The sequence below is a fragment of the Acidovorax sp. NB1 genome (assembly GCF_005405905.1).
Taxonomy (GTDB): domain Bacteria; phylum Pseudomonadota; class Gammaproteobacteria; order Burkholderiales; family Burkholderiaceae_C; genus Acidovorax.
The window spans coordinates 84,790-99,584 of sequence record NZ_BJHU01000043.1 but is presented as its reverse complement, the minus strand read 5'-3'; the positions used below and the strand labels follow the sequence as shown (position 1 = coordinate 99,584).

General features: G+C 66.2%; 12 protein-coding genes and 2 riboswitches. Of the genes, 9 read left to right on the top strand and 3 right to left on the bottom strand.

All coding sequences use genetic code 11. The annotated features are described in order from the left end of the window. Positions 1–16 precede the first annotated feature (16 nt). A riboswitch (glycine riboswitch) is annotated at positions 17–106 on the top strand. 21 nt (positions 107–127) lie between these two features. Then, positions 128–259, top strand: a riboswitch (glycine riboswitch). A 50-nt stretch (positions 260–309) separates the two neighbouring features. The 7 genes from gcvT (at position 310) to AvAM_RS21360 (ending at position 9,246) form a co-directional block, all read left to right on the top strand. Next, positions 310–1,452 (top strand): glycine cleavage system aminomethyltransferase GcvT, encoded by a 1,143-nt coding sequence (gcvT, locus tag AvAM_RS21390; protein ID WP_137748966.1) that lies wholly within the window; start codon positions 310–312, stop codon positions 1,450–1,452. 86 nt (positions 1,453–1,538) lie between these two features. Beyond that, entirely contained in the window at positions 1,539–1,913 is a 375-nt protein-coding gene (gcvH, locus tag AvAM_RS21385; RefSeq protein ID WP_137748965.1) for a glycine cleavage system protein GcvH, read from the top strand. 143 nt (positions 1,914–2,056) lie between these two features. Beyond that, complete coding sequence (gene gcvP, locus AvAM_RS21380) at positions 2,057–4,969, top strand: aminomethyl-transferring glycine dehydrogenase (protein ID WP_137748964.1); 2,913 nt, start codon at positions 2,057–2,059, stop codon at positions 4,967–4,969. 208 nt (positions 4,970–5,177) lie between these two features. Then, complete coding sequence (locus AvAM_RS21375; RefSeq protein ID WP_137749001.1) at positions 5,178–5,546, top strand: FKBP-type peptidyl-prolyl cis-trans isomerase; 369 nt, start codon at positions 5,178–5,180, stop codon at positions 5,544–5,546. A 4-nt stretch (positions 5,547–5,550) separates the two neighbouring features. Next, on the top strand, positions 5,551–6,561 hold the full coding sequence (locus AvAM_RS21370) for a MerR family transcriptional regulator (protein WP_137748963.1): 1,011 nt from the start codon (positions 5,551–5,553) through the stop codon (positions 6,559–6,561). An 80-nt stretch (positions 6,562–6,641) separates the two neighbouring features. Beyond that, positions 6,642–7,916: an acyltransferase family protein gene (locus tag AvAM_RS21365; protein ID WP_137748962.1), complete on the top strand. Its 1,275-nt coding sequence runs from the start codon at positions 6,642–6,644 to the stop codon at positions 7,914–7,916. Next, positions 7,906–9,246, top strand: coding sequence for an MFS transporter (locus AvAM_RS21360; RefSeq protein ID WP_137748961.1), 1,341 nt, complete (start codon positions 7,906–7,908; stop codon positions 9,244–9,246). The genes AvAM_RS21365 and AvAM_RS21360 overlap by 11 nt, the downstream gene beginning before the upstream one ends. 63 nt (positions 9,247–9,309) lie before the next feature. On the opposite strand, the gene AvAM_RS21355 is transcribed toward AvAM_RS21360, so the two are convergent. Then, the gene (locus AvAM_RS21355) at positions 9,310–9,966 is read right to left on the bottom strand and encodes an NAD(P)H-dependent oxidoreductase (protein WP_137748960.1); all 657 of its coding nucleotides are present in this window, start codon (positions 9,964–9,966) and stop codon (positions 9,310–9,312) included. 249 nt (positions 9,967–10,215) lie between these two features. On the opposite strand from AvAM_RS21355, the gene AvAM_RS21350 reads away from it, so the two are divergent. Together AvAM_RS21350 and AvAM_RS21345 are read left to right on the top strand one after the other, a co-directional pair. Continuing rightward, entirely contained in the window at positions 10,216–12,447 is a 2,232-nt protein-coding gene (locus AvAM_RS21350; RefSeq protein WP_137748959.1) for a PAS domain-containing sensor histidine kinase, read from the top strand. After that, positions 12,434–13,096, top strand: coding sequence for an RluA family pseudouridine synthase (locus AvAM_RS21345; RefSeq protein ID WP_137748958.1), 663 nt, complete (start codon positions 12,434–12,436; stop codon positions 13,094–13,096). The genes AvAM_RS21350 and AvAM_RS21345 overlap by 14 nt, the downstream gene beginning before the upstream one ends. A 40-nt stretch (positions 13,097–13,136) precedes the next feature. Here AvAM_RS21345 and AvAM_RS21340 read toward each other — a convergent pair whose 3' ends face one another. Next, entirely contained in the window at positions 13,137–13,754 is a 618-nt protein-coding gene (locus AvAM_RS21340) for a nitroreductase family protein (RefSeq protein ID WP_137748957.1), read from the bottom strand. 92 nt (positions 13,755–13,846) lie between these two features. Then, the gene (locus AvAM_RS21335; RefSeq protein ID WP_137748956.1) at positions 13,847–14,737 is read right to left on the bottom strand and encodes an EamA family transporter; all 891 of its coding nucleotides are present in this window, start codon (positions 14,735–14,737) and stop codon (positions 13,847–13,849) included. Positions 14,738–14,795 lie beyond the last annotated feature (58 nt).

Genomic DNA, 14,795 nt, shown 5'->3' with positions numbered 1-14,795 from the left:
CGTTAGAATCCCGCCCGTCAGGAGAGAGTGCTCCGCCCACCCAACCGGGCGTGCAGCACCGCCGAAGGCGCAGGCAGCAGCCGAACGCTCAGGCAAAAGGACTGGCAACCGCCCGCAGTGATGCGGGCGTTCCCTTGCTGGAGAGAGACGGCCCCACAGAAAAGAAACTGTGTGCAGGCCATCCACCGAAGGAGCAAGCCGCACGGCCAGCCAGGGCGCTGCGGTGAATCTCTCAGGTAAAGCGGACAGCAGGGCAAATCCCGTAGTCACCTTGGTGGCTGCGGCCCCCATTTGCCCCGGAGTTCCGCCATGTCCGCCACCGCCCCCCTGCTCACCACACCCCTGAACGCCCTGCACATCGAGTTGGGCGCCCGCATGGTGCCTTTTGCAGGCTACTCCATGCCCGTGCAGTACCCCGCTGGCCTGATGGCAGAGCATGTGCACACCCGCACCGCTGCGGGCCTGTTCGATGTCTCGCACATGGGCCAGCTCAAGCTCATCGGTGCCGATGCCGCTGCGGCGTTTGAGACCCTGATGCCCGTGGACGTGATCGACTTGCCCGTGGGCAAGCAGCGCTACGGCCTGCTGCTGACCGACGAGGGCACGGTCATCGACGATTTGATGTTCTTCAACCAGGGCGTGGTGGATGGTGAACCCACGCTGTTCGTCATCGTGAACGGCGCCTGCAAGGTGGGCGACATTGCCCACATAGAGGCCCGCATCGGCCAGCGCTGCACCGTGGCGCCCATGCCCGACCACGCCCTGCTTGCCCTGCAGGGCCCGCAGGCCGTCACCGCCCTCGCGCGCCTTGCGCCCGGTGTGGAAAAGCTGGTGTTCATGACCGGTGGCGCGTTCAGCATCGCGGGCTGCGACTGCTTTGTGACCCGCAGCGGCTACACCGGCGAAGACGGCTTTGAAATCTCCGTGCCCGCTGCGCAGGCCGAGACGCTCGCCCGCGCCCTGCTGGCCCAGCCCGAAGTCAAGCCCATCGGCCTGGGCGCACGCAACTCGCTGCGCCTCGAAGCGGGCCTGTGCCTGTATGGCAACGACATCGACACCACCACCACGCCCCCCGAAGCCGCGCTGAACTGGGCCATCCAGAAGGTGCGTCGCACTGGTGGCGCACGCGCAGGTGGTTTCCCTGGCGCCGACAAGGTGCTGGCACAGATTGACAACCCCGCCACCCTGCCCCGCAAGCGCGTGGGCCTGGTCGCGCTGGAGCGTGTGCCAGTGCGCGAGCACACCGAACTGCAGAGCACGGACGGCCAAAAGATCGGCGAAGTCACCAGCGGCCTGCTGGGCCCCACGGTGAACGAACCCGTGGCCATGGGCTACGTCGCCCCTGTCTATGCCGCCATCGGCACCCGCGTGAACGCCATCGTGCGCGGTAAGGCCGTCCCGATGGAAGTGCGCGCCATGCCTTTCACGCCCGCCAACTACTTTCGCGGCTGATTTCGCAGGCGGCTGCGCACCAACGCGGCCCGCGCCCGCTACATTGCTGATTCCTTTATTTATCCCGTTGCTGGAGGAGCTTCCCCATGACCGTCAAATTTTCCAAAGAACACGAATGGATCAACACCGCCGACACGGCCGCTGCTGTGGTGGGCATCACCGTGCACGCACAGGATGCGCTGGGCGATGTGGTGTTTGTGGACCTGCCCGAGGTCGGCGCCACCTTCAACCAGGGTGATGTGGCGGGTGTGGTCGAGTCCGTGAAGGCCGCTGCCGATGTCTACATGCCCGTCACCGGCGAAATCGTCGAAGTGAACGAAGCCCTGCGCGCCGACCCCTCGCTGGCCAACAGCGACCCGCTGAACGCTGGCTGGTTCTTCAAGGTCAAGCTGGCCGATGTCGCCCAGCTCGACGCCCTGATGGACGAAACCGCCTACAGCGCCTTTGCGGCCAACGCCTGAAGGCGCTTAGCCCATTCATCTCTGGTTTCAAAAACCATAGCTGCCAGCGCTTGATTCCATTAGGTTTCAGATAAAAAACCACTGAAACCAATAGCTGACAAGCGCCAGCAGCTTCTTTTTTCATAGCACCCCGAACGCCCGCCATGACTGCCGCCCTGCCCACCTCCTTACCGTTGTCCGCGCTGGAAAACGCCGCTGAATTCCTGCCCCGCCACATCGGCATCGACGCAGCGGACGAAGCCCACATGCTGTCCGTGATCGGCGAGGCCTCGCGCCGCGCGCTCATCGACTCCATCGTGCCGCGCTCCATCGCACGCAGCCGCGCCATGGACTTGCCAGCAGCCACCACCGAGGCATCGGCACTGGCCGAGCTCAAGGCCATCGCGGGCAAGAACAAGGTGCTCAAGAGCTTCATCGGCCAGGGCTACTACGGCACACACACACCGGGCGTCATCCTGCGCAACATTCTGGAGAACCCCGCCTGGTACACCGCCTACACGCCCTACCAGGCCGAAATCTCGCAGGGCCGCATGGAAGCGCTGGTCAACTTCCAGACCATGGTGTGCGACCTGACCGGCATGCCGATCGCCAATGCATCGATGCTGGACGAGGCCACCGCCGCTGCCGAAGCCATGACCCTGGCCAAGCGCTCGGTCAAGAGCAAGAGCAACGTGTTTGTGGTGGCGGGCGACGCGCACCCACAGACCATTGAAGTGATCCAGACCCGCGCCAAGCCCCTGGGCCTGGAAGTGCGCCTGGCCAATTCGGCCGAAGAGTGGAACACCCTGCTGGCAGGCGACTACTTTGCCGTGCTGGCCCAATACCCCGCCACCAGCGGGCGCATTGACGACCTGCGCGCCGACGTGGAAAAAGCCCACGCCAAGCAGGCCGCCTTCATCGTGGCAGCCGACCTGCTGGCCCTCACACTCATCACCCCGCCCGGCGAACAAGGCGCAGACATTGTGGTGGGCACCACCCAGCGTTTTGGCATGCCCATGGGCGCGGGCGGCCCGCACGCGGCCTTCATGGCCTGCCGCGACGAATACAAGCGCAGCCTGCCTGGCCGCCTGGTGGGCGTGAGCGTGGACGTGCACGGCAAGCCCGCCTACCGCCTGGCGCTGCAGACGCGCGAACAGCACATCCGCCGCGAAAAAGCCACCTCCAATATCTGCACGGCCCAGGTGCTGCCCGCCGTGATCGCCAGCATGTACGCCGTCTACCACGGCCCCGAGGGCCTTGCGCGCATTGCCCAGCGCGTGGCCAGCTACACCGCCATCCTGGCCCTGGGGCTGCAACAACTGGGCGCCCCCGTGCGCGAACAAGCCACGTTCGACACGCTGGTGCTGAAAACCGATAACGCTACAAAATCAATAGCTGCAAAGGCAATACAGTCAGGCGCAAACCTGCGTATTTACTTCGAAAACTACCTGTGCATCTCGCTCGACGAAACCACCACACGCGCCGACATCGAGCTGCTGTGGAAAGTCTTCGCCAAGGACGGCCAGGCCCTGCCCACGTTTGACGCGTTTGAGAACGGCATCGAGCCCCTGATCCCCGCCGCGCTGCGCCGCACCAGCCAGTACCTCACGCACCCGGTGTTCAACACCCACCACAGCGAAACCGGCATGCTGCGCTACATCCGCCAGCTGTCCGACAAGGACCTGGCGCTGGACCGCAGCATGATCCCGCTGGGCTCGTGCACCATGAAGCTCAACGCCACCAGCGAGATGATCCCCATCACCTGGCCAGAGTTTGCCCACATGCACCCCTTTGCCCCGGCCGACCAGCAGCAGGGCTACAAGGAGCTGGACGAGCAACTGCGCGCCTGGCTGTGCGAGGCCACGGGCTATGCAGGCATCAGCCTGCAACCCAACGCGGGCAGCCAGGGCGAATACGCGGGACTGCTGGCCATCAAGGCGTACCACGAGTCGCGTGGCGAAGGCCACCGCAACATCTGCCTGATCCCCAGCAGCGCACATGGCACCAACCCCGCCAGCGCACAGATGGTGGGCATGCAGGTGGTAGTGACAGCCTGCGACGCCAGCGGCAACGTGGACCTGGCCGATCTGCAGGCCAAGTGCGAGCAGCACAGCGGCAACATCGCCTGCGTGATGATCACCTACCCCAGCACGCATGGCGTGTTCGAGACCCAGGTGAAGGAACTGTGCGCCCTGGTGCACAGCCACGGCGGCCGCGTGTATGTGGACGGCGCCAACATGAACGCCCTGGTGGGTGTGGCCGCCCCTGGCGAGTTTGGCGGCGACGTGAGCCACCTGAATCTGCACAAGACCTTCTGCATCCCCCACGGCGGTGGCGGCCCCGGCGTGGGCCCGGTGTGTGTGGTCGCAGACCTCGTGCCCTTCCTGCCCGGTTTGCCTGGCCAGGATGACCAGCCTAAGAGCCCTACCAACGGCAAGGTGGGCCCCGTGAGCGCCGCCCCCCTGGGCAACGCCGCCGTGCTGCCCATCAGCTGGATGTACATCCGCATGATGGGCGCCGACGGCCTGCAAGCGGCCACCGAAACCGCCATCCTGAGCGCCAACTACATCAGCGCGCGCCTCAAGGACCACTACCCCACGCTGTACGCGAGCGAGAACGGCCATGTGGCGCACGAATGCATCCTGGACCTGCGCGGCCTGAAGGACACCAGCGGCGTGATGGCCGAAGACGTGGCCAAGCGCCTGATCGACTACGGCTTCCACGCCCCCACGCTGAGCTTCCCCGTGCCCAACACGCTGATGGTGGAGCCCACCGAAAGCGAAACGCTGTTCGAGATCGACCGCTTCATCGACGCCATGATCGCCATCCGCGAAGAGATCCGCCAGATCGAAGCGGGCAAGCTGCCGCAGGACAACAACCCTCTCAAGAACGCCCCCCACACGGCAGAGAACCTTCTCACCGGCGAATGGGCCCGCCCCTACAGCCGCGAAGCTGCCGCCTACCCCGTGGCGGCCCTGCGCCAGGCCAAGTATTGGTCGCCCGTAGGCCGCGTGGACAACGTGTGGGGCGACCGCAACCTGAGCTGCAGCTGCATCCCGGTGAGCGACTACGCTTGACCCTGCCATGAAGACCATGGCGGCCCACCCGCTGCCGTGGTTCTTGACTTACCAAGCCCTGGTGCCCGCATGCCCAGGGCTTTTTTCGTGGTGCCTCTCCCACGGGTCGCAGCACGAACGCGCATAAGATCGCGGGCTGCGTTGTGATTCACTCTTTCAGGAGCCCCCTTTGCGAAACCTCTTGTGCCTTTTGCTCGCCACCGTTGTGATGGCCCCCGCCGCCATGGCCCAGACCTCCAAGCCCGTCACCACCGCCAGCGGCCTGGTCTACGAATCGCTCAAAGACGGCACGGGCGAATCGCCCAAGGCCACCGACACGGTCAAGGTGCACTACAAGGGCATGTTCCTGGACGGCAAGGAGTTCGACAGCTCCTACAAGCGTGGCGAACCGACCTCGTTCCCGCTCAATGGCGTGATCCCTTGCTGGACCGAAGGCGTGCAGCGCATGAAACCGGGCGGCAAGGCCAAGCTGACCTGCCCACCCTCCATCGCCTACGGCGCTCGGGGAGCAGGTGGCGTGATTCCACCCAACGCTACGCTGAACTTTGAAGTCGAGCTGATTTCCATCGGCCGTTGATCCCATGTTGCTGAAGGTCGGTGACCTCGCGCGGCGCACTGGCCTCACGGTGCGCACGCTGCACCACTACGACGAGATCGGCCTGCTCACGCCCTCGGGCCGCTCGGAGGCGGGTTACCGGCTCTACAGCCAGGCCGATGTGCAGCGCCTGCACGGCATCCAGACCATGCGCCAGATGGGGTTGGCGCTCAGCGACATCGGCGATCTGCTGGCCGGCGAAGGCATGGCCCCCGAGCGCATCATTGCCCAGCAAATTCGGGCACTGGACCAGCAGATTGCGCAGGCTACCGAACTGCGCGGGCGCCTGACCATGCTGCGCGATGGCCTGATGGCCGGGGCAGAGCCCAACATGGGCAACTGGCTCGAAGCACTGGCGCTGATGACCACCTACGGCAAGTACTTCAGCACCACCGAACTCAAGCAGATCTTCACCAACTGGAGCCTGATCGAGGCGGACTGGCTTGTGGTCAAGGACCTGGTGCGCGATGCCATGGACCGGCAGCTGCCGCCCGATGCGCCCGAGGTCCAGGCACTGGCCTACCGCTGGATGGCGCTCATGCTGCACTGGATGGGCGGTGACCTCGACCTGCTGGAGCGCTGGGGCCACATGTTCCGTACCGAACCCAGCACGCAGGGCCGCAACCACGCGCCACCGGGCGACATGATCGAGTACGTGGAGACAGCCATCAAGCTGCGCCTTGCCCTGCTGGAGAAGTACCTGACCCGCGACGACCTGCGCATGCTGGGCCATGTGCCGCACACCGCGTGGGCGGCGCTGGAGCGCGACGTACAGCAATTGCTGACCCGCCAAATCCCCACCGACCACGTCGAAGCAGCGGCGGCTGCACTGCACTGGAACAAGCTGTTTGACCAGCTGACGCGCGGCGATGCGCCACTGCTGCAGGCAGGCTCGCCCCTGAGTGCCCCCGTGCGCGCCTACCTGCATGCGGCGCTGGCGCTAGCGCTAGCGATGCCAAGCCCTGCTGTGGCTGCAGCCATCTCTGCGCGCTGCTGAAACGGTCTCGCACCGCCTCCCAAAAAACCACTGAAAAGTGCTTGACCCTCACGCAACGTGAGGCGCCACAGTCGGTCCCTATGAACGGATCGACGCCCTCCCCCGCCCCCTCCACCCGGCGGTTGCATGCCCTGGACAACCTGCGTGCCACCATGATGTGGCTGGGCATCGTGCTGCATGTCTCGGTGCTCTACATGAGCCGGCCATCGCCGCTGCCCTGGCACGACGACCAGTCCAGTCCTCTGGCTGACCTGCTGGTGGCGGTGATCCATGCCTTCCGCATGCCCTTGTTTTTTATCCTCGCCGGGTTCTTTGTGGCGGCGCTGGTCCAACGGCACGGGCTGGCTGGCATGGTGCGCAACCGGCTGCGCCGCCTGGGACTGCCCTTTGCGCTGTTCTGGCCGCCGCTGTTCGTCGCCTGCGCGCTGCTCGGGCTGATGTTCCTGCACCGCATGGCCTATGGCACCTGGGGCGTGGACCGCAGTCTGCTGCCCCAAGGCCCCAACGTGCCCCAGGGCCCGGCCACCATGCACCTCTGGTTCTTGTGGATGCTGTTGTGGCTGGCGCTGCTGACGCCCGTGGCATGGACAGCGGTGCGTGCCTTGCCGCAAAAGATGCAACAGGCCCTGCAACGCGGAGCCCTCTGGATGGGTGGCACCCCGGCGGGCCTGCTGGTGCTCACGCTGCCGCTGGCCTGGATTGGCGCGGGCTACGACCACGGCATCGTCACGCCCAGTGGGTCCTTCCTGCCGCCGCTGGCGGAATGGATACACAACGGGCTGTTCTACGGCTTTGGGCTATGCCTGTATGCGCACCGCAAGGCGCTGATGGCACGCTACGAACGGCACTGGCCTGCGCTGGCGGGCCTGGGGCTTGCGGGATTCCTGATCACTGCGCTGCTGTCAGAAGTGCTGGCCCAGCCGGAGGCATCGGCCTTTGCACTGGTGCTGGTCACCGGGGCTTTCACTGACCTGCTGGCCGCGCCCGTGTCTGCCACCCGGCACCTGCAGTTCTGGATGGCGCTGGCCTACAACAGCGCGTCGTGGCTGTGGAGCTTTGCGCTGATCGGGCTGTTTCTGCGCCATGTGGGCCAGCCCCGCGCCTGGCTGGCCTACCTGGCCGACAGCTCGTACTGGGTGTACCTCGTGCACCTGCCACTCACCATCGGCCTGGGTGCGCTGCTGTATGGCCTGCCCGTTCCGGCCCTGGCCAAGATGCTGATCAACGTGCTGGCCACGACGGCCCTGTGCCTAGCCAGCTACCACCTGTTAGTGCGTTTTACCGCTGTGGGCCGCTTGCTCACGGGGCGCACGCACGCCCGCCATTCTTTGGGAGACCTCATCCATGCGACCTGACACCTCACCCCGTCCTGCCCACCCACCCGCAGACCCGCGCGCCGCGCTGCTGCAGGACCGCAACTTCCGCTGGATGCTTGGCGGCTCGGCCTTGTCCATGCTGGGCGACCAGTTCACCCTGATTGCACTGCCCTGGCTGGTGCTGCAGATGACTGGCGACACGCTGGTGCTAGGCACCGTTCTGGCCCTCGTCAGCGTGCCGCGTGCGCTGTTCATCTTGATCGGCGGCGCACTGGTAGACCGGTATTCGCCCAAGCAGGTGCTGATGATCACCAAATACGTCAACCTGGTGCTGTTGGCCGCCCTGGCGGGGCTGGTGTTTGCGGGCACGCTGTCGTTGTGGATGGTGTACGCGCTGTCGCTGGGCATTGGGCTGGCCACGGCCTTCAGCATTCCGGCCGGCACGGCCATGATGCCGTCTGTGGTGGCGCGCACGCAGCTGCAGGCCGCCAACGGCATCAGCCTGGGCCTGCGGCAGTTGACGATGTTCCTCGGCCCTTTGCTGGCAGGGCTGCTGATCGCGCTGTTTGGCACGGGCGAGGCCACTGGCACTGTGGCCGTTGAAACACCCACTCGCGCCAACGCTTTCGGCATTGGCCTGGCCTTTGCGCTCGATGCACTGAGTTTTGCGGTGTCGGCCTGGACGCTATCCAAAGTGCAAACCCATGCCAGCCATGCAGCCCCCGCAGCCGCACCCCAGGCAGTGCTGGCCTCGGTGGCCCAGGGGCTGGTGCATTTCTGGCGCGACAGCGAGCTGCGCACCTGCTTTCTCTACTGGAGTGCGATCGCCCTGTTCATCATGGGCCCCATCCACATAGCGATCCCGGTGCTGGCCAGCAGCACACCCGCGCTGGGGGCGGCGGCTTTCGGCATCATCGTGGGCGCCCACGGTGCGGGCACGCTGCTGGGCATGGTGGTGTCAGGCATGGTGCCCCGGCTGCGTTTTGGCAGCCTGGGGATGACCATCCTGGCATTTGACGTGGTCATCGGCGCGCTGTTCATGCCCATGGGCCTGATCACCGCCGTGTGGCAGGGGGCAGCGCTGATGCTGCTTATCGGCCTGCTGGGCGGCTTCATGCAGGTGAGCGTGTTCACCTGGATACAGCAGCGTGTACCCCCGGCGCTGCTGGGCCGGGCGATGAGCCTGTTCATGTTCATCTTCATGGGCCTGGCGCCCATCTCTGCCGCCGTGACCGGCTGGGTGATGAAGAGCATTACGCTCACCCAGCTGTTTGCAGCCAGCGGCGGCACGCTGGTGGTGCTGGCAGCACTAGCTTTTGTGCTGACGCCCATGCGCCACGTGACGGATGCAGCGCCCGCCACACGCTGATACTCCGCTCGCAAAAAAGGCTGGACCACTGTCCAGCCTTTTTTGTGCCTGAGGAGGAGAGCCTCAGACTTCGGTAACGAACTGCTCGCGGGGGCGGCGCACCTTTTTCAGGCTCACCAGCCAGTCGCCTTCATCGGCGCGGTAGCCCAGCGGCAGAATCGCGACACTGCGCAGGCCACGAGCCCGCAGGCCCAGGATTTCATCGAGCGCGTTGGGATCGAAACCTTCCATGGGCGTCGAGTCCACTTCTTCAAACGCCGCAGCGATCAGGGCTGCGCTCATGCCGATGTAGGCCTGGCGGGCGGCGTGCTGGAAGTTCACTTCGGCATCGCGCTGGGGGTAGCTGTTCAGCAGCATCTGGCGGTAGTTTTCCCAACCTTCGTTCTTGAAGCCACGCTGGTCGTTGGTCATGTCGAACATCATGTTGATGCGGTCAGCCGTGTAGTTGTCCCAGGCAGCGAACACCAGCAGGTGCGAGCCGTCGGTGATCTGGGCCTGGTTCCAGGCGATAGGCTGGATCTTGGCGCGCACGGTGGGGTCGGTCACCACAATGATCTCGAACGGCTGCAGGCCGCTGGAGGTGGGGGCCAGGCGTGCGGCTTCGAGAATGCGCTCCACCTTGTCCTGCGGAACCTTCTTGGCGGGGTTCATCTTCTTGGCGGCGTAGCGCCATTGCAGCTTGTTCAGCAGGGGTTGGGCGAGGGTGGTGTCTGTGGTCATGGCAGGGTCCTGAAAGAATGTGTGGATCGAGGGATGTATCGATGGTTGAACTGTAGGCACCCCACAACGGTTCGGTAAGCCCTGCCAAAGAAACGGATTGTTCGCGATTCATCAACAATCGACCCAAACGCGCGTTGAAATCGCAGTTTGATGGTGCAGCCGCCATTGCCTGGTGCCAGATGGGCAGGCGTACACTTGAGAAAGCCTAGGCGAGCGCCCGGGCACGCACCCGGCTGACCGCGCCCCTCCATGAGTGAACCCGACCTGTCTTTTCTGGACCCTGCAGGCCGCCAGCCCGCAACTGCAGAACACATGCCCCGCCAGCCTGCCAGCCCACCCCGCACGCCCGGCGCTCCGGCCGAGGGCCTGGTGGCTGAGTTGCGCGCCTACCAGGCCGAGCTAGAAAACCAGAACAAGGTGCTGCGCTACAGCCAGACCGTGGCCGAGAGCGCCTACGAACGCTTCGAGACCCTGTTTGCCAGCGTGCCGCTGGCCCTCATGGTGGTGGACGACCACGACATGGTGGTGCAGGCCAACTCCATGGCACACCGCTCGTTCCAGCCCACCGAGCGCGACCGGCCACTGACCGCGCTGATGCCTTTTGTGTGCCCGCAAGACGCCGCGCGCGTGCGCGATGCCTTTGCCCAGGCGCAAGACCTGGGGCACAGCGAGGTGAAGGAGGTGGTCTTCCTCATCAGCGACACCACGCGCATCACCGGCGACCTGCACATCGCCCACATCGAAGCACCGCAAACCAGCGGCCCGCCGTTGTCACAGTTTTTGTGCGCCGTGATCGACCAGGGCCCGCTGCTGGCCGAGCGCCAGGCCTTGCAGCACAGCGCCGAGACCCTGCAGCAGCGCAACGAGCAGATCCGCGCCAGCGAAAAGCGGCTGGAGGCCGTCATCAACTCCGCGCTGGACGCCATCATCTGCGTGGACCAGCACCAGCGCATCACCGTGTTCAACCCCACCGCCGCCGCGCTGTTCCAGTGCAGCGCCAGCGATGCGCTGGGCAGCACGCTCGACCGCTTCCTGCCTGACGCGGCGCAGGCCCTCGCGTTTGCACAGCTCACCACGCAGGCCCTGCTGGGCGAGATGACCGCGCTGACCGCCAGCGGCAAGGAGCTGGCGGTGGAGGTGAGCGTGTCGTTCGAGCGCCATGCAGAAAGCGTGGGCGGCGGCGAAACCACCACCGTGTTCGCGCGCGACCTCACCGGCCGCAAGAAGGCCGAGGCGCACCGCAATGAGCTGGAAGCCCAGCTGCGCGAATCGCACAAGATGCAGGCGGTGGGCACCATGGCCGGAGGCATTGCCCACGACTTCAACAACATCCTGGGCGCCATCCTGGGCAACGTGGAGCTGGCCAAGGCCGACTGCGCCACCCACGCGCCCGGTTCGCCCGTGCTGGAGAGCCTGTTGGAGATCGACAAGGCCGGGCGCCGCGCACGCGACCTGGTTCGCCAGATCCTCACCTTCAGCCGCAACGAGCCCCCGCAGCGCTCGGCGGTCTCGCTGGCCGAGGTGGTGCACGACACCGAACGCCTGCTGCGCGTGACCCTGCCTCCCGCCATCGAACTGCACATGCAGCTGCAGGCGGGCCTGCCGCCCGTGCTGGCCGATGCCACGCAGGTCGAACAGGCCCTGCTCAACCTGTGCACCAACGCCGTCCATGCCATCCAGGGCCAGGGCGCAGAGCGCGGCAGCATTCATGTGGAGGCTGCCACCGTGCAGCCCGACCAGCGCCTCTCCGAACGCCTGGGGCTGGCCCCCATCGACTACGTCGCGCTGACGGTGCGTGACACCGGCCCCGGCATGGATGCCGCCACCCTGGAGCGCATCTTTGAGCCCTTCTTCACCACCAAGCCCGTGGGCCAGGGCACAGGCCTGGGCCTGGCCGTGGTGCATGGCGTGATGCGCACGCACGAAGGCGGTGTGGACGTGCAGAGCACGCCCGGCCAGGGCAGTCGGTTCACGCTTTACTTTCCGGTGGCGACCAGTGCCACAACCGCTGCGCCAGCCAACTCGGCGCCGCAGACACAGCCCCTAGCCACGGAGGCCGCAGCGCCCGCACCTGCGGCACCGTCCAGCTCCACACCCGCCAAGAAGCACCATGTGATGTACGTAGACGACGACCAGGCGCTGGTCTTTCTGGTGCAGCGCCTGCTGCGCCGCCGGGGCTACGAGGTGAGCGGCTTCACCGACCCCCACGAGGCCACGGCAGCATTGCGCGCGGCGCCCCAGCGCTACGACCTGCTGGTCACCGACTACAACATGCCCGGCTTTTGCGGCGTGGACCTGGTGCGCGAGGCCCGCCTCATTCGCCCCGATCTGCCCGTGGCCCTGGCCTCGGGGTATGTCACGGCCGAAATCGAGCAGGCTGCGCTGGCCGAAGGCGCCCAGGCCCTGATCCACAAACCCAACGACGTGGAAGAACTCTGCGCCACCGTGCAACGGCTGATCGTGGGCCATGACCCTGCCTGAACCCGTGGCAGATGGCGTACAGGCGCTGTATGAGGACGACGACCTGCTGGTGCTGTGCAAACCTCCCGGCATGCTGTGTGTGCCCGGCCGGGGCCCCGACAAGCAGGACTGCCTGAGCGCCCGCTCACAGCAGCGCTGGCCCGGCGCGCTCATCGTGCACCGGCTGGACCAGGCCACTTCGGGCCTGGTGCTCATGGCGCGCCACATCGACATGCAGCGCCGCCTGAGCCACGCCTTTGCCGAGCGCCAGGTACACAAGCGCTACCAGGCGGTGGTGCAGGGGCTGCTGGGCCCGGTAGAGCAAACTTGGCAGGAGATCGACCTGCCCATCGCCGCCGACTGGGAGCGCCGCCCGCTGCGTGTCATCGACCAAACCCTGGGCAAACCCAGCCAGACCCGCTGGCGCCTGCTGGCCCAAGATGGCGTGGCACACACATCGCGCGTCGAGCTGGAGCCCATCACCGGCCGCACCCACCAGCTGCGCGTGCACCTGGCCGCCCTGGGCCACCCCATCCTGGGCGACACGCTGTATGCCGACGAAGCCGCCCAGCAAAAAGCGCCTCGGCTGCTGCTGCACGCCTGTGTGCTGGAGTTTGCGCACCCTCGGCACGGGGCGCCGTGTCGCTTCGAATCCGCACCGGATTTCTGACGCCACACTCGGCCGCACAAGTCTGCTGCCAGCTCAGCGCTCAGGCCAGCGCCAGCACCTCGGCCACCGGCCTGCGCGGTTTGGGCGGCGCCACCGCAGCGGCGCGCCCCACCGCCACCAGCATCACGGGCAATTCATCGGCCTGCAGCCCAAAAGCGCTGGCCACCCCCGCCGCATCAAAACCGCCCATGGGCGCGCTGGCCAGGCCCATGCCCTCAGCCGCCAGCATCAGCGTCATGGCGGCCAGCGAGGCCGAGCGCACCGCCTCATCGCGCTGCAGCTGGGCATCGGGTGCATGGGCTGCGGTGGCCTGGGCCACCCAGGCATCCCCCACCGTTTGTGCAAAAACACCCGCACGCACCACGGGCGTCAGCCTGTCGGCCAGCTGTGTGTGGGCGCCCAGCGTGCCGCACACGATGTAGGTGACAGCCGCATCCAGCACCTTCTGCTGGCGCCAGGCCAAGGCGTGCAGTTGTGCCTTGGCCGCTGGCGTGCGCACCGCGATGAAGCGCCAGTTCTGCAGGTGGTAGGCCGTGGGCGCCAGCGTGGCCAGGCGCACCAGCTCGGCAATCTGGGCTTCGTCCAGCGCATGGTTTGCATCGAAAAGGTGGGTGGAGACGCGGTTTTCAATGGCCGAAGCCACGGTATGGGCAGACATGGAAGAGCAGACCTTTCAGATCAAAAAAGAAAAAAGGAGGAAAAACAAAGAACGAAACCCGACGACCGGGCGTGGGCAGACGCCAGGGGGGCTCACCGCCCCGCGCTACGCTGCGCCATGGCCCACTGCACCGCCAGCACGCAGCCCAGCACCGTGGCCATGCCCAGCAGCGACACGCCACGCATGGACTGACCCAGCAGCGCCCAGCCCAGCACCACGGCGGTGAGCGGGCTCAACAGCCCCAGCGATGCCACCGCCACCGTAGGCAGGCGCTCGATGCCCCGGAACCACAGCACGTAGGCCACCAGCGCACCCGCCAGGCAGAGGTACACATACCCAGCGGCCTGTGTGGCCGTCAGTGCAGGCAAAGGCGGGTCGGCCCACCAGGCCACCGGGGCCAGCATGAGCCCGCCCAGCAGCAGCTGCCAGCCGGTAAAGGCCAGCACCGGCAGGCCAGACTGCCAGCGGCGCGAAAGAAAGGTGCCCATGGCCATGCACACCGTGCCTGCCAGCGCCGCCGCCACGCCCCAAGCGTCCCAGACGGTGCCGGGTGCCAGCAGCAACAGCGCCATACCCGCCACCGCCAGCACACCCGCCCCTAGCGCTACCACCGGGGGGCGGCGCTGGTCCACCGCCCAGCCCAGACCCATCACCACCAGCGGGCCAATGGCCCCGACCACGGCAGCCAGCCCGCCCGGCAAGCGGTAGGCCGCCACAAACAGCAGCGCCTGGAAAACACCAATGTTGAGCGCAGCCAGCAGCGCCATGCGTCCCCAGCCGCCGGGCACCGGCCAGCGCCGTGCCCACAGCACCAGCAGCAGCCCGGCGGGCAGCGCCCGCAGCAGCGCGGCGGTGAATGGCCGCCCGGGTGGCAGCAGCTCGGTGGTGACGATGTAGGTGGAGCCCCAGATGGCAGGCGCCAGCGCGGTGATGCACACGTCAAGCCAGCGGGAGGACGGTGAAGAGGTCGAGGTGAAAGCCATGATTTTTATCTTTAATTCAAGATAAATCACCGTAGCATAAAATCTCGACATCAAGATA

What these genes read in the sequence shown, in the direction of transcription:
- gcvT (WP_137748966.1), top strand. Translation starts at nt 310, where the DNA reads ATGTCCGCCACCGCCCCCCTGCTCACCACACCCCTGAACGCCCTGCAC.
- gcvH (WP_137748965.1), top strand. Translation starts at nt 1,539, where the DNA reads ATGACCGTCAAATTTTCCAAAGAACACGAATGGATCAACACCGCCGAC.
- gcvP (WP_137748964.1), top strand. Translation starts at nt 2,057, where the DNA reads ATGACTGCCGCCCTGCCCACCTCCTTACCGTTGTCCGCGCTGGAAAAC.
- AvAM_RS21375 (WP_137749001.1), top strand. Translation starts at nt 5,178, where the DNA reads ATGGCCCCCGCCGCCATGGCCCAGACCTCCAAGCCCGTCACCACCGCC.
- AvAM_RS21370 (WP_137748963.1), top strand. Translation starts at nt 5,551, where the DNA reads ATGTTGCTGAAGGTCGGTGACCTCGCGCGGCGCACTGGCCTCACGGTG.
- AvAM_RS21365 (WP_137748962.1), top strand. Translation starts at nt 6,642, where the DNA reads ATGAACGGATCGACGCCCTCCCCCGCCCCCTCCACCCGGCGGTTGCAT.
- AvAM_RS21360 (WP_137748961.1), top strand. Translation starts at nt 7,906, where the DNA reads ATGCGACCTGACACCTCACCCCGTCCTGCCCACCCACCCGCAGACCCG.
- AvAM_RS21355 (WP_137748960.1), bottom strand. Translation starts at nt 9,966, where the DNA reads ATGACCACAGACACCACCCTCGCCCAACCCCTGCTGAACAAGCTGCAA.
- AvAM_RS21350 (WP_137748959.1), top strand. Translation starts at nt 10,216, where the DNA reads ATGAGTGAACCCGACCTGTCTTTTCTGGACCCTGCAGGCCGCCAGCCC.
- AvAM_RS21345 (WP_137748958.1), top strand. Translation starts at nt 12,434, where the DNA reads ATGACCCTGCCTGAACCCGTGGCAGATGGCGTACAGGCGCTGTATGAG.
- AvAM_RS21340 (WP_137748957.1), bottom strand. Translation starts at nt 13,754, where the DNA reads ATGTCTGCCCATACCGTGGCTTCGGCCATTGAAAACCGCGTCTCCACC.
- AvAM_RS21335 (WP_137748956.1), bottom strand. Translation starts at nt 14,737, where the DNA reads ATGGCTTTCACCTCGACCTCTTCACCGTCCTCCCGCTGGCTTGACGTG.